The following is a 12,578-nucleotide window of genomic DNA, read 5'->3' on the forward strand; positions in this document are numbered from 1 at the left end:
GGGCGTGAGGTGCCCGTTCCACGCGGCGCGGCGCCATCGCGAATAATCGTGCCCGTGACCGATCTCGCCGGAACGGACGTCCCGCCCCACGCCCCAGGGCCGGGAGGCCGGGCCGGCTTCCCGGGCGTGGCGGCGTTCGCCCGCCGGGCGGCCCCCGCCCTGCTCGGCTACGCGGCCGTCCGGCTGCTCGGCGTGGTGGTCCTCGCGCTGTGGGACCCGGCCGAGGAGAAGGGCGCGGCCCGGCTGCTCTCCCAGCGCTGGGACTCCGTGTGGTACGCGAGCATCGCCGAGCACGGGTACGGCCGCACGGTCGTCGCGGAGGACGGCGGCATCCACTCGGACCTGGCCTTCTTCCCGCTGCTGCCCGCGCTGGAGCGCCTCGGCTCCGCCCTCACGCCCCTCACGGTGAACCAGGCCGGCCTGGTGATCAGCGCCCTCGCCTCGCTCGCCGCGGCCTGGGGGCTGTTCGCCATCGGCGACCTGCTCCACGGCCGCAGGGCCGGGATCCTGCTCGCCCTGCTGTGGGCCGCGGTTCCGGTCGGGATCGTGCAGTCGATGGCGTACACCGAGTCGCTGTTCACCGCCCTGGCGGCCTGGTCGCTCTATGCCCTCCTCACCGGCCGCTGGGTCTGGGCGGGCGTGCTGTCGGCCGCCTCCGGGCTGACCCGCCCGGCCGGCCTCGCGGTGGGCGCCGCCGTGGCCGCCGCGGCCGGGGCGGCGTGGCTCTCGGGCCGGGACGAGGCGGGGACGCGGGAGGCGGCCGGTCCACGCATACCCCGCGGGGCCGTCGTCGGCGTGCTGCTCGCGCCGCTCGGCTGGCTCGCCTACGTGCTCTGGGTGGCCGGGGAGACCGGGGAGCCGCTGGGCTACCTGGAGGTCCAGGAGGGATGGGGCAACGGGTTCGACGGGGGGTGGGCGTTCGCCCGGTTCATCGGGGAGAAGCTCACCGGGTCCGCGCCGCCGACGGGGGTCGGGCTTCTCGCCGGGGTCGCGCTGCTGGCCTGGGTCTGCGTGCTGTGCGTGCGCCTGCGCCCGTCCCTGCCGCTGCCCCTGCTGGTGTACGGGGGCGTGCTCGTCCTGCTCGCGGTCTGCGCCGCCGGCTACTTCGGCTCCAAGCCGCGGCTGCTGCTTCCCGCGTTCCCGTTGCTGATCCCGGCCGCGGTCGCCCTGGCCAGGGCGCGGTGGCCCGCCGCCGCTCTGACGGTGGGCGCGGCGGCGATCGGCGCCGCGGTGTACGGGGCCGTCTGGCTGACCGGCTCGGGGCCGCCCTGAGCGGGGCGGCGGGGCAGGCCCCGGGCCGGGTCAGCTCTGGTTGTAGAAGCCGTTCTCCGCGCCGTGACGGTCGGCGGCGGTGACGACCTGGTAGTCGGCCGGTGTCAGCAGGAACACCCGGGTGGCGACGCGCTCGATGTCACCGCGCAGGCCGAAGATGAGGCCGGCGGCGAAGTCGACGACGCGCTTGGCGTCGGCGGCCTCGAGCACCGTCAGGTTGATGACGACCGGGATGCCGTCGCGGAACAGCTCGCCGATCCGGCGGGCGTCCCGGAAGCTGCCCGGGGTGACGGTGGCGATGCGGCCGCCCTGGTCCTCAGTGGCCTCGGCCGCCAGCCGGAGCCGGGGGTCGGTGGTCCACGGCGTCGCGTTGTCGCCCGGCTCGGGACCCTCGGCGTACTCATCGTCGTAGTCACGCATGTCGCGGTCGTCGACGAGGCCAAGCCAGGCGCTCGCCTTGCGTACCGATCCCATGGACGCCTCCTCTCTGCTACGCGGTCCATACCCGTTCGCGTTCCTATGGTCGACCATGACGCGGACAATGCGCCAAGTGGATAGCCGCTTCTACCGGGTTTCGTAACGGTTCTGGTGCATACGATGTGGCCCTCCATCAGCGGCGTTGCGGTGACGGGGCGCTGACGGAGAGTAAGTTGGCCACGCGCCGCCAAGTGGGTGACACGCCCCGTGTCCGCCGTGGCCGAAAGGCGTTCTTGGCAACGGGGCTGACGATGGGAAGGATTCCGGCAGCGCTTGTCAGGGGCATGTCGTACAGCGAGCCTCTGGCCATGCCTGCTGGGTCCGCTACCCAACGGACCCTGGTTCCTTCTGGAGGAAGAAGAGTGAGTATGAAGCGCACCAACCCCCACAGACGCTTCTCACGACGCCTCGGCCTGACTGCGGCGGCCTCGGGTCTGGTGGCCATCGCGGCGTTCGTCCTGCCGAACTCCGCCCAGGCCGAGCCCGTCCAGTCCTTCAGCTCCGCGCAGCTCTCCTCGGTGAGCGACGCGGTGCTCGCGGCGGACATCGGCGGCACCTCGTGGGGTGTCGACAAGGCGACCAACAGCGTCATCGTGACCGTGGACGAGACCGTGACGACCGCGGAGATCGCGCGGATCGAGGCAAGCGCCGGTGGCCTCGCCGACGCGCTGACCATCGAGCGGACCCATGGCACGCTCCAGCGCTACATCGCGGGGGGTGACGCCATCTACGCCGACGCGGGCTGGCGCTGCTCCGCCGGGTTCAACGTCCGCGGCGGGAGCACCGACTACTTCATCACCGCGGGCCACTGCACCGACGGCTTCCCCGACTGGTACGCGAACTCCTCGCTGAGCACGTACATCGGCCCGACCACGGGCTCCAGCTTCCCCGGGAACGACTACGGGATCGTGCGCTACGACAGCTCGGTCGCGCGTCCGGGCGTCGTGAACCTGTACAACGGCTCCACGCGTGACATCAGCAGCTTCGCCAACGCGGGCGTCGGCCAGCAGGTGCAGCGCAGCGGTAGCACCACCGGCCTGCGCAGCGGCACGGTCCAGGCTCTCAACCAGACCGTCAACTACGGCGGCGGCGACATCGTCTCCGGTCTGACCAGGACCAACGCCTGCGCCGAACCCGGCGACAGCGGTGGCCCGTTCTTCTTCAACAACGTCGGCTACGGTCTGACCTCCGGCGGCAGCGGCAACTGCAGCGTCGGCGGAACGACGTTCTACCAGCCGATCGTCGAGGCCGCGAACGCCTACAGCGTCAGCGTGCTGTAACCCTCCTCCACGGTGACGCCTCGGGCGTCCCAACTGCCCCCGCCCGTACCACGGGCGGGGGCAGTGCCATGTGGGGTACCGATTTCCGGACAGGTCTAGTCATCGTCGCCATCGGGCCTCACACCCACAAGAGATGAACTCCGAAGCCGACAACGTGACCATCCTGTGGACTCCCGGCAGGAAAACTCGAAGTCTTCTGGATGGTTTACGCGCATAACCCCGTCCGGTGTGTTCGTATGTCTGGGGCAAGTTCTCGGTCTTGCGCGATCCGGGGTGGGCTGGGAATACTCGCCTGCACCGCTTGGCATGGACGTGACCGACGCAAAGTTGGCCAGAGTCCATGCTCTCCGGAGCCGACGGGCTCCAACCCCCACAGGAGGAAACGAGCGTGACACACCGACGTACCTCATACCGGCGGCTCGCTGCCGCGGCCACAGGAGTGGCAGCGCTGCTCGCCGGAACGTTCGCCGTCTCGCAGGCGAACGCGAACCCCACACCCTCAGTGGTGCCGGACGTCCTCTCCTCGGCCCAGGCCGGCGAGCTGGCCACCACTCTCACCGAGCGGCTCGGCGCCGAAGCCGCGGGCACCTACTACGACTCCGCGAAGGACACCCTCGTGGTGAACGTCGTGGACGAGGCCACGGCCGAGGCCGTCGAGGAGGCGGGCGCGACGGCCCGGCTGGTCGACCGCAGCCTGGCCGAGCTCGACGACATCAGGGCGCAGGTCGAGGAGTTCGCCGTCCCCGGCACCTCCTGGTCGACCGACCCGGTCACCAACACGGTCAAGGTCGCCGTGGACAGCACGGTCACCGGCGGTGAGCTGGCCGAGATCCGTGACGCGGTCGAGGCGTTCGACGGCGCCGCGACCCTGGAGCAGCGTGCCGGCGAGTTCCAGCCGTTCATCGCCGGCGGCGACGCCATCTACTCGTCGGGCGCCCGCTGCTCGCTCGGGTTCAACGTGTCGGCCGGCGGCGCGCCCGCCTTCCTGACCGCGGGGCACTGCGGTTCGGTCGGCAGCGGCTGGTCGGACTCCTCCGGCGGCGGCGAGATCGGCACGATGACGGCGGGCGAGTTCCCCGGCGCCGACTACGCGCTGGTCGAGTACACCGCGAGCGTCGACAACCCGAGCGCGGTCAACCTGTACAACGGCTCGACGCAGAGCATCAGCGGCGCGGGCGAGGCCACCGTCGGCCAGGAGGTGCAGCGCAGCGGCAGCACCACCGGGCTCCACGGCGGCGAGGTCACGGGCGTCGACGTCTCCGTCAGCTACCCGCAGGGCACGGTCAACGGCACCATCGAGACGACCGTGTGCGCCGAGCCCGGCGACAGTGGCGGCTCGCTCTTCGCGGGCAGCACGGCACTGGGCATCACCTCGGGCGGCAGTGGCAACTGCTCCAGCGGTGGCACCACGTTCTTCTACCCGGTGGTGGACGCCCTGGCGGCCACCGGCGCGTCGCTTCCGTAAGGACGGCGGCCCGGTAGGGAAGAAGTGAGGCGGGGGGGGGGGGGGGGGGCGGGCCCCCCCCCCCCCCCCCCCGCCGCGCCGTCGCACCGTCGTGTGCTCGGCTCGTCCGGCCCACTCGGTTCGCCCGGTTCACTCGGCGGCGATCAGCTCGGCAATCTGCACCGTGTTGAGCGCCGCGCCCTTGCGCAGGTTGTCGTTCGAGACGAACAGGGCCAGCCCGTTCTCCACCGTCTCGTCGCGGCGGACGCGCCCCACATAGCTGGCGTCCCGGCCCGCGGCCTGGAGCGGGGTGGGGATGTCGGAGAGCTCGACGCCCTCGGCGTCCGCCAGCAGCTCCCTGGCCCGCTCGGGAGTGACCGGCCGCTCGAAGCGGGCGTGGATCTGGAGCGAGTGCCCGGTGAAGACGGGGACGCGCACACAGGTGCTGGAGACGGCGAGCCCGGGGATCTCCAGGATCTTGCGGCTCTCGTTGCGGAGCTTCTGCTCCTCGTCGGTCTCCTCCGAGCCGTCGTCCACGAGGGAGCCGGCCAGCGGGAGCACGTTGAACGCGATGGGCCTGGCGTAGACGTCGGGGGCCGGGAAGTCGATCGCCGTGCCGTCGAACGCCAGCCGCGCGACGTCCTGGCCGACGGCGTCGCGGGCCTGCTGGTCCAGCTCGGCCACCCCGGCCAGGCCACTGCCGGAGACCGCCTGGTACGTGGCCACCACCAGCGCGGTCAGCCCCGCCTCGGCGTGCAGCGGGCGGAGCACGGGCATGGCGGCCATCGTGGTGCAGTTCGGGTTGGCGATGATGCCCTTGGGGCGCCGGGCCGCGGCGTGCGGGTTGACCTCGGAGACCACCAGCGGGACGCCCGGGTCCATCCGCCAGGCGGACGAGTTGTCGATGACCACGGCCCCGGCGGAGGCGACCTTCTCGGCCAGCGCCTTGGAGGTGCCCTTGCCCGCGGAGAACAGCACGATGTCGAGACCCGAGTAGTCGGCCGTGGCGGCGTCCTCGACCGTGATCGGGCGGTCCTGCCACGGCAGCGTGCTCCCCGCCGACCTGGCCGAGGCGAACAGCCGCAGCTGGTCGACCGGGAACTTCCGCTCGGCCAGCACCTGCCGCATCACGCCACCGACCTGCCCGGTGGCTCCGACGATCCCGATCTTCATGAGGCTCCTCACATCAGCCGCTTCCCTGTCGTCCGTCGCTCCTACCCTGCACCGTCCGGGGCAACGACAGCCAATTCTTTGACGCTGGTCACACGCGGTGAGCCGGTTGCCGTTGATACTTCTGAATGAAAGTAACGCCGCCGTAACGAGGTCGAACTAACCTCCTGGCCTGGCGGTACCGCCGACAAGACGGTGAGGTGGCAACGCGTGCAGCTGACCCCGCGCGAGCAGGAGCGATTGCTGATCCATGTGGCGGCGGACGTGGCCGACCGCCGGCGCGCCCGCGGGCTGCGCCTCAATCACCCCGAGGCGGTCGCCCTGATCACCGCCCACATCCTGGAGGGCGCCCGCGACGGGCGCGCCGTGGCCGAGTTGATGGAATCGGGCCGGCAGGTCCTGGCGCGGGCCGAGGTGATGGAGGGGGTGCCCGAGATGATCCCGGACGTGCAGGTGGAGGCCACCTTTCCGGACGGCACCAAGCTGGTCACCGTCCATGAGCCCATCGCCTGAGGCCGAGAACACCGAGGAGAGGCCGCCCGTGATTCCCGGAGAGTTCCTGTTCGCCGCCGCGCCCGTGCCGCTCAACGAGGGTGCCGACGTGACGCGGCTCACCGTGCGCAACACCGCGGACCGGCCCGTTCAGGTCGGCTCGCACTACCACTTCGCCGAGGCCAACCCGGGCCTGGACTTCGACCGGGCGGCGGCCCGCGGCAGGCGCCTGGCGATCGCGGCGGGCACAGCCGTGCGATTCGAGCCGGGCGTCCCCGTCGAGGTGGAGCTCGTGGAACTGGCCGGGCACCGGATCGTTCCGGGGCTGCGCGGGGAGACGGGGGGCGCGCTGTGAGCGACGCACCCGCCCGCACCGCCGACCGGCCGCGACCTGACGACCGAGGAGGCGCGCATGGCTGAGCTGAGCCGGGCCCGTTACGCCGATCTGTACGGGCCGACCACCGGGGACCGGGTGCGGCTGGCCGACACCGACCTGCTGATCGAGATCGAGGAGGACCTGGCGGGCGGCCCCGGCCGCGCCGGGGACGAGGCGGTCTTCGGCGGCGGCAAGGTCATCCGCGAGTCGATGGGCCAGTCCCGCGTCCCTCGCGCCGAGGGTGCCCCCGACACCGTGATCACCGGCGCGATCGTGCTCGACCACACCGGCGTCGTCAAGGCCGACATCGGCATCCGTGACGGGCGGATCACCGCCCTGGGCAAGGCCGGGAACCCGGACACCATGGACGGCGTCCACCCCGGCCTGGTGATAGGGCCCGAGACCGAGATCATCGCGGGCAACGGCCGCATCCTCACCGCGGGTGGCGTCGACGCCCACGTCCACCTCATCACCCCCGGCATCGCCGACGTGGCCCTGGGCAGCGGAATCACCACGATCGTCGGCGGCGGAACGGGCCCCGCCGAGGGGTCCAAGGCCACGACCGTGACGCCCGGCCCCTGGCACCTGGCACGGATGCTGGAGGCGCTGGACGGCCACCCCGTCAACCTCGGGCTCCTGGGCAAGGGGAACACGGTCTCCCGGGAGGCGCTTTTCAGCCAGCTTCGGGGGGGTGCCGCGGGCCTGAAGATCCACGAGGACTGGGGTGCGACCCCCGCCGCCATCGACGCGGCCCTCACGGTGTGCGACGAGAGCGGCGCCCAGCTGGCCATCCACACGGACACGCTGAACGAGGCGGGCTTCGTCGCCGACACCCTGGCCGCCATCCGCGGCCGGTCGATCCACGCGTACCACACGGAGGGCGCGGGCGGCGGCCACGCGCCCGACATCATCACCGTCGTCTCCGAGCCGAACGTGCTGCCCAGCTCCACCAACCCGACCCGGCCGCACACCGTCAACACCGTCGAGGAGCACCTCGACATGCTGATGGTCTGCCACCACCTCAACCCGGCCGTCCCCGAGGACCTGGCGTTCGCCGAGTCCAGGATCAGGCCCTCGACCATCGCCGCCGAGGACGTGCTGCACGACCTGGGCGCCATCTCGATCATCTCCTCCGACTCCCAGGCCATGGGCCGCGCCGGCGAGGTGATCACGCGCACCTGGCAGACCGCCCACGTGATGAAGCGGCGCAGGGGCGCGCTGCCGGGCGACGGCGCGGCGGACAACCTCAGGGCGCGTCGCTATGTCGCCAAGTACACGATCAACCCCGCGCTGGCCCAGGGCCTGGACCGCGAGATCGGGTCGGTCGAGCCGGGCAAGCTCGCCGACCTGGTGCTGTGGGAACCCGCGTTCTTCGGCGTCAAGCCGCTGCTGGTGATCAAGGGCGGCCAGATCGCGTACGCCCAGATGGGGGATGCCAACGCCTCCATCCCCACGCCGCAACCGGTGCTGCCCCGCCCGATGTTCGGCGCGTTCTGCAGGGCACCCGCCTCGAACTCGCTGAACTTCGTCACCTCGCTGGCCATCGAGGACGGCCTGCCGGAGCGGCTGGGCCTGGGAAAGCGGTTCACCGCGATCGAGTCCACCCGGGCCGTCACCAAGGCCGACATGCGGCTCAACGACGCCCGCCCGCGGGTCACCGTCGACCCGGACAGCTTCACCGTGACCATCGACGGAGAGCCCGTCGTTCCCGAACCCGCCGCCGAACTGCCGCTCGCGCAGCGGTACTTCCTCTTCTGATGGGTGCCGCGGCGCTGCTGCTGCTCGCGGACGGCCGGTTCCCCGCCGGGGCGCACGCCCACTCCGGGGGCGCGGAGGCCGCCGTCCGCGCCGGGCGCATCACGGGCCCCGTCTCGCTGGCGGCGTTCTGCCGGGGCCGCCTGCACACCAGCGGCCTGGTCGCCGCCGCCCTCGCCGCGGCGGCCTGCGGCGGTGCGGCCGACCCCGGCGCGCTGGACGCCGCCGCCGACGCCCGCACCCCCTCGCCCGCCCTGCGGGCCACCGCGCGCAGGCTCGGCAGGCAGCTGATGCGCGCCACCCGCGCCACCTGGCCCTCACCCGAGCTCGACGCCCTGGCCGGCGCCCACCCCGGCGGCCTCCACCAGCCCGTCGTCCTCGGCCTGGCCGCCCGCGCCGCCGGGCTCGCCCCGCGCGACGCCGCGGCGGCGGCGGCCTACGAGGCGGTGAGCGGGCCCGCCACCGCCACCGTCCGGCTGCTCAGCCTCGACCCCTTCGACGCCACCGCGGTCCTCGCCCGCCTCACCGGCGACCTCGACCGCGTCGCGGACCTCGCCACCGCGGCGGGCGCGGCCGTCGCCGCCCGGGGCACCGACGCGCTGCCCGCCGCCTCGGCGCCGCTCCTCGACATCGCCGCGGAGGCGCACGCGGGCTGGCCCGTGCGCCTCTTCGCCTCCTGAAGGGACACCGCCCGTGCACCAGGACCACCCCGAGACCTATCCCCAGCGGCACAGCTTCACCCTCAGACCCGACGGCACCCGCCGGGCCCTGCGGATCGGCCTGGGCGGACCCGTCGGCTCGGGGAAGACCGCCACCGTCGCCGCCCTCTGCCGGGCGCTGCGCGCACGGCTGTCCATCGCCGTCGTCACCAACGACATCTACACGCGCGAGGACGCCGACTTCCTGCTGCGCAACGCCGTGCTCCCCGCCGACCGCATCACCGCCGTGGAGACCGGGGCCTGCCCGCACACCGCGATCCGCGACGACATCTCCGCCAACCTGGAGGCGGTTGAGGAACTGGAGGACAGGACGGGGCCGCTCGACCTGATCCTGGTCGAGTCCGGCGGCGACAACCTCACCGCCACCTTCTCGACCGGCCTGGTCGACGCGCAGGTCTTCGTCATCGACGTGGCCGCCGGGGACGACATCCCCCGCAAGGGCGGCCCCGGCGTGACCACGGCCGACCTGCTGGTGATCAACAAGACCGACCTCGCCCCCTACGTCGGCTCCGACCTCGACGCCATGGCCCGCGACGCCGAGGCCCAACGCGGCGACCTGCCCGTGGCGTTCACCTCGCTCACCGCGCCGGACGGCATCCGGCCCGTCGCCGACTGGGTGGGGGAGCGCCTCGACGCCTGGCGCCTCGCGCCCGCGGCGCGGGCAGGCGCGTGACGGCGGGCGCGGCGGCGGACGTCGGGGTGCGCGCGCCGGGAGACGCGCCGGCGGGGGTGACGGCCCACGCGCGGATCACCGCGGCCCCCGGGGGCGTGCTGCCCGTGCTGCGCGGGGACGGGCCGATCGCGCTGCGCCGCACCCGCGCGGAGGGCCCGTACGCGCAGGTCACGATCGTCGGCGCGATGAGCGCTCCGCTCACGGGCGACCGGCTGCGGCTGACCTGTGCGGTGGAGCCGGGCGCCGCGCTCCGCGTCACCTCGGCCGCCGCCACCCTCGCCCTGCCGGGCCAGGGCGCCCGCGAGCCCGCCGCCTACGACACGGAGCTCACGGTCGGCGAGGGCGGCGAACTGCGCTGGCTGCCCGAGCCGTTGATCTCCGCCCAGGGCAGCGCGCTGCGGATGACCACCCGGGTCGCCCTCGCCGCCACGGCCCGTCTCGTGCTGCGCGAACAGCAGGTGCTCGGACGGTCCGGGGAGGAGCCGGGCGCCCTCACCGCGCGCCTGGTGGTCCACCGGGCGGGGCGGGCGCTGCTCGACCAGGAGCTGGCCTGCGGCCCCGGCGCGCCGGGCTGGGACGGCGGCGCCGTGCTCGGTGGTCACCGGGCGGTCGGGCAGCTGCTCGTGGTGGACCCCGCGCTCGCCGACGGGCCGCCGGAGGCGAGGCCGCTCGGCGACACCGCCGCCCTGACCCCTCTCGTGGGCCCCGCGGCCCTGGTCACGGCGGTCGCCTCCGACGCCCTGGAGCTGCGCCGCCTGCTCGACCGGGGCGCGGCGGCGCTCGGCGTCACCTGAGTCCGCCGCGGTAGGCGCCGGGGGGCAGGCCGTAGCGGTCGCGGAAGATGCGGCTGAAGTGGAACGGGCTGGCGAAGCCCGAGGCCGTCGCCACCGCCGACACCGGGAGGTCGGTTGCCTCCAGCAGGCGCGCGGCGTGCCGCAGACGGGCGTCGCGCAGGGCCCGCATCGGGGTGTGGCCGAGTTGCTCCGAGAAGAGGTGCGCCAGCCGCGAGGGCGACAGCGCCACCTGCGCCGCCAGCGAGTCGACGGTGTGCGGGGCCCCGGGATCGGCCGCCATCAGCGCCTCGGCCCGCCGCACCCTGGGGTCCGTTCCCGTGTCCGCCGCCCGGCCGGCCGCCGCCGCGGTGACGGTGGCGAGCAGCACCGCCTCCTCCAGGGCGCCGAGCGCCAGCTCCCGGGCCGCGGCGGAGTGCGCCACCGCGACCCTGCTCGGCTCCGGGCCCGCCTGCCGCGCCGGGTCGGGGTTGGGGTCGGGCGCGGGGGGCGCCGCGTGGCCCGACCACCTGGCGTCGGCGTGCATCCGGCGGAACGCGCCCGCGATCCGGTCCCTGACCGGGGCGGCCACGGGCGTGACGGCGTAGCACCGGCCGCCGCGCCGGTAGGGCCGCAGCCAGGCGCCCCACGCGGGCCTGGCCTGGCAGTGCACCCACCAGAACGCCCAGCGCTCCGCGCCCTCGGCCACCGCGTACTGGTGCGGCACGCCGGGGCCGAGCACCACGAGGTCGCCGGGGTCCGCGGCGGCCTCGGCGCCGCCCTGGCGCAGCAGCCCACCGCCCGCGGCCGTCCAGGTGAACAGCCAGCTGTCCGCGCCGCGCGGGCGGCGAACCGTGTAGCCGGGGCGTTCGTCGAAGTACCCCACGGTCACGAGGCCGGGGGGCGGGGCAGCAGCTTCAGGCATGTCGGCAGCGTTCATGGGCATCCCCACACGGGTACGGCCGGGCTTAGCGTCGCAGGGAGACGGCCCGACGGAGAGCCAACCGGAAGGAGCGGGCGATGACAGTGAGCACGGCCATCGACGACAGTGTCGCGCAATTCGAGGAGCAGGGCTTCCTGGTGGTGCGCGGCCTGTTCGACGCGGCGGAGATCGAGGCGCTGCGCGGGGAGTTCATGGCGATGCACGCGGCGGGGCCGATACCCGGCCACTTCGAGCCGCGGGGGCGCGAGAGCGAGGGACCGGCGGACCCGCTGCACAGCTATCCGCGGGTGATGCACCCCCACCGGATCAACGAGCTGGCGATGCGGACCCTGATGGACGCGCGGCTGCGGGAGATCCTGGAGAAGCTGCTGGGGGAGGAGGTGCTGGCGGCGCAGAGCATGTTCTACTTCAAGCCGCCCGGGGCGCGGGGGCAGGCGCTGCACCAGGACAACTTCTACCTGCGGGTCGAGCCGGGGACGTGTGTGGCGGCGTGGGTGGCGTGCGACGAGATCGACCGGGAGAACGGCGGTCTCGAGGTCGTTCCCGGCACGCACGCGATGGATCTGTTCTGTCCCGAGGAGGCGGATCCGGAACTGTCGTTCGTGCGGGAGTACGTGCCGCCGCCGCCGGGGCTCTCCGCCGTGCCGGTCGACATGGCGCCGGGTGACGTCCTGTTCTTCAACGGCAGCCTGGTGCACGGCTCGCAGCCGAACGCGACGGCCGACCGCTTCCGGCGCTCGTTCATCGGGCACTACGTCGGGCGGTCGACGGAGCGGATCGGGCACTGGTACCAGTGTCTGTCGATGAGTGGGGACAGCGTGCCGCTGGCCGAGAGCGAGGGGGCGGGCCCCTGCGGCACGGAATTCGAGGCGGGCCCACACTGATCCCTGCGGGTGGCTTGGCGGTGTGGCCGTTTGTGGCTGGGGCGGTTTCCGATGCTTTAGGCAGCCACGTTGGGGCGAGCCTCCAAGATCGGGGGCCCGATCGGGGAAAACGCGGTGGGGCCCAGGGGCCCGATCCGCCGGCCAGCGTAAGGGCCCCCGATCTCTCGCCCCAACGCAGCTCCCGCCCAAAGCCTCTCCAACCGCGTGGGGTCCGCGGTTCCTGCGGGCCACGGGGGGCGACGCCCTCCCGGCCCGGGGGGTCGGGCCCCCTTTTGGTTGTTCAGCGCACTTGGTGCTGGTGGAGCGCGCGGACCAGTCACGCG

General features: G+C 73.6%; 13 protein-coding genes. 10 read left to right on the forward strand and 3 right to left on the reverse strand.

Going from position 1 to position 12,578, the window contains the following annotated elements:
* Positions 1-54 precede the first annotated feature (54 nt).
* Positions 55-1,272 (forward strand): glycosyltransferase family 39 protein, encoded by a 1,218-nt coding sequence (locus ADY01_RS24095; RefSeq protein WP_049577563.1) that lies wholly within the window; start codon positions 55-57, stop codon positions 1,270-1,272.
* 30 nt (positions 1,273-1,302) lie between these two features.
* On the opposite strand, the gene ADY01_RS24100 is transcribed toward ADY01_RS24095, so the two are convergent.
* Complete coding sequence (locus ADY01_RS24100; RefSeq protein WP_049577564.1) at positions 1,303-1,746, reverse strand: cell division protein SepF; 444 nt, start codon at positions 1,744-1,746, stop codon at positions 1,303-1,305.
* 365 nt (positions 1,747-2,111) lie between these two features.
* Between ADY01_RS24100 and ADY01_RS24105 the strand changes: the two genes are divergently transcribed.
* Positions 2,112-3,029, forward strand: a complete 918-nt coding sequence (locus ADY01_RS24105; protein ID WP_049577566.1) for a S1 family peptidase — start codon at positions 2,112-2,114, stop codon at positions 3,027-3,029.
* 388 nt (positions 3,030-3,417) lie between these two features.
* Positions 3,418-4,494, forward strand: coding sequence for a S1 family peptidase (locus ADY01_RS24110; protein WP_049577567.1), 1,077 nt, complete (start codon positions 3,418-3,420; stop codon positions 4,492-4,494).
* 129 nt (positions 4,495-4,623) lie between these two features.
* On the opposite strand, the gene ADY01_RS24115 is transcribed toward ADY01_RS24110, so the two are convergent.
* Positions 4,624-5,646 (reverse strand): aspartate-semialdehyde dehydrogenase, encoded by a 1,023-nt coding sequence (locus tag ADY01_RS24115; RefSeq protein WP_049577569.1) that lies wholly within the window; start codon positions 5,644-5,646, stop codon positions 4,624-4,626.
* Positions 5,647-5,853: 207 nt separating this feature from the next.
* On the opposite strand from ADY01_RS24115, the gene ADY01_RS24120 reads away from it, so the two are divergent.
* Genes ADY01_RS24120 through ADY01_RS24145 form a run of 6 tightly spaced genes read left to right on the forward strand, consistent with a single transcriptional unit; the run spans position 5,854 to position 10,452 of the window.
* Positions 5,854-6,156, forward strand: a complete 303-nt coding sequence (locus ADY01_RS24120) for an urease subunit gamma (protein ID WP_049577572.1) — start codon at positions 5,854-5,856, stop codon at positions 6,154-6,156.
* A 28-nt stretch (positions 6,157-6,184) separates the two neighbouring features.
* Positions 6,185-6,490 carry an urease subunit beta gene (locus ADY01_RS24125; RefSeq protein ID WP_049577574.1) on the forward strand — a complete coding sequence of 102 codons (306 nt, stop codon included), beginning with the start codon at positions 6,185-6,187 and terminating at the stop codon, positions 6,488-6,490.
* Between the two features lie 57 nt (positions 6,491-6,547).
* Entirely contained in the window at positions 6,548-8,269 is a 1,722-nt protein-coding gene (locus ADY01_RS24130) for an urease subunit alpha (RefSeq protein ID WP_049577577.1), read from the forward strand.
* Positions 8,269-8,946, forward strand: coding sequence for an urease accessory protein UreF (locus ADY01_RS24135; protein ID WP_049577579.1), 678 nt, complete (start codon positions 8,269-8,271; stop codon positions 8,944-8,946). The genes ADY01_RS24130 and ADY01_RS24135 overlap by 1 nt, the downstream gene beginning before the upstream one ends.
* A gap of 13 nt (positions 8,947-8,959) precedes the next feature.
* Positions 8,960-9,658 (forward strand): urease accessory protein UreG, encoded by a 699-nt coding sequence (gene ureG / locus ADY01_RS24140; RefSeq protein WP_049577583.1) that lies wholly within the window; start codon positions 8,960-8,962, stop codon positions 9,656-9,658.
* On the forward strand, positions 9,655-10,452 hold the full coding sequence (locus ADY01_RS24145) for an urease accessory protein UreD (RefSeq protein WP_078900556.1): 798 nt from the start codon (positions 9,655-9,657) through the stop codon (positions 10,450-10,452). The genes ureG and ADY01_RS24145 overlap by 4 nt, the downstream gene beginning before the upstream one ends.
* Here the strand turns inward: ADY01_RS24145 and ADY01_RS24150 are convergent.
* Positions 10,445-11,353 (reverse strand): helix-turn-helix domain-containing protein, encoded by a 909-nt coding sequence (locus ADY01_RS24150; RefSeq protein WP_234320380.1) that lies wholly within the window; start codon positions 11,351-11,353, stop codon positions 10,445-10,447. The genes ADY01_RS24145 and ADY01_RS24150 overlap by 8 nt on opposite strands.
* 95 nt (positions 11,354-11,448) lie before the next feature.
* Between ADY01_RS24150 and ADY01_RS24155 the strand changes: the two genes are divergently transcribed.
* Positions 11,449-12,255, forward strand: coding sequence for a phytanoyl-CoA dioxygenase family protein (locus ADY01_RS24155; RefSeq protein ID WP_049577593.1), 807 nt, complete (start codon positions 11,449-11,451; stop codon positions 12,253-12,255).
* The last annotated feature ends 323 nt before the right edge of the window (positions 12,256-12,578 follow it).

This window comes from Streptomyces sp. SBT349, assembly GCF_001083795.1.
In the GTDB taxonomy this organism is placed as follows: domain Bacteria; phylum Actinomycetota; class Actinomycetes; order Streptomycetales; family Streptomycetaceae; genus Streptomyces.

What these genes read in the sequence shown, in the direction of transcription:
- ADY01_RS24100 (WP_049577564.1), bottom strand. Translation starts at nt 1,746, where the DNA reads ATGGGATCGGTACGCAAGGCGAGCGCCTGGCTTGGCCTCGTCGACGAC.
- ADY01_RS24115 (WP_049577569.1), bottom strand. Translation starts at nt 5,646, where the DNA reads ATGAAGATCGGGATCGTCGGAGCCACCGGGCAGGTCGGTGGCGTGATG.
- ADY01_RS24130 (WP_049577577.1), top strand. Translation starts at nt 6,548, where the DNA reads ATGGCTGAGCTGAGCCGGGCCCGTTACGCCGATCTGTACGGGCCGACC.
- ADY01_RS24135 (WP_049577579.1), top strand. Translation starts at nt 8,269, where the DNA reads ATGGGTGCCGCGGCGCTGCTGCTGCTCGCGGACGGCCGGTTCCCCGCC.
- ADY01_RS24150 (WP_234320380.1), bottom strand. Translation starts at nt 11,353, where the DNA reads ATGCCTGAAGCTGCTGCCCCGCCCCCCGGCCTCGTGACCGTGGGGTAC.
- ADY01_RS24155 (WP_049577593.1), top strand. Translation starts at nt 11,449, where the DNA reads ATGACAGTGAGCACGGCCATCGACGACAGTGTCGCGCAATTCGAGGAG.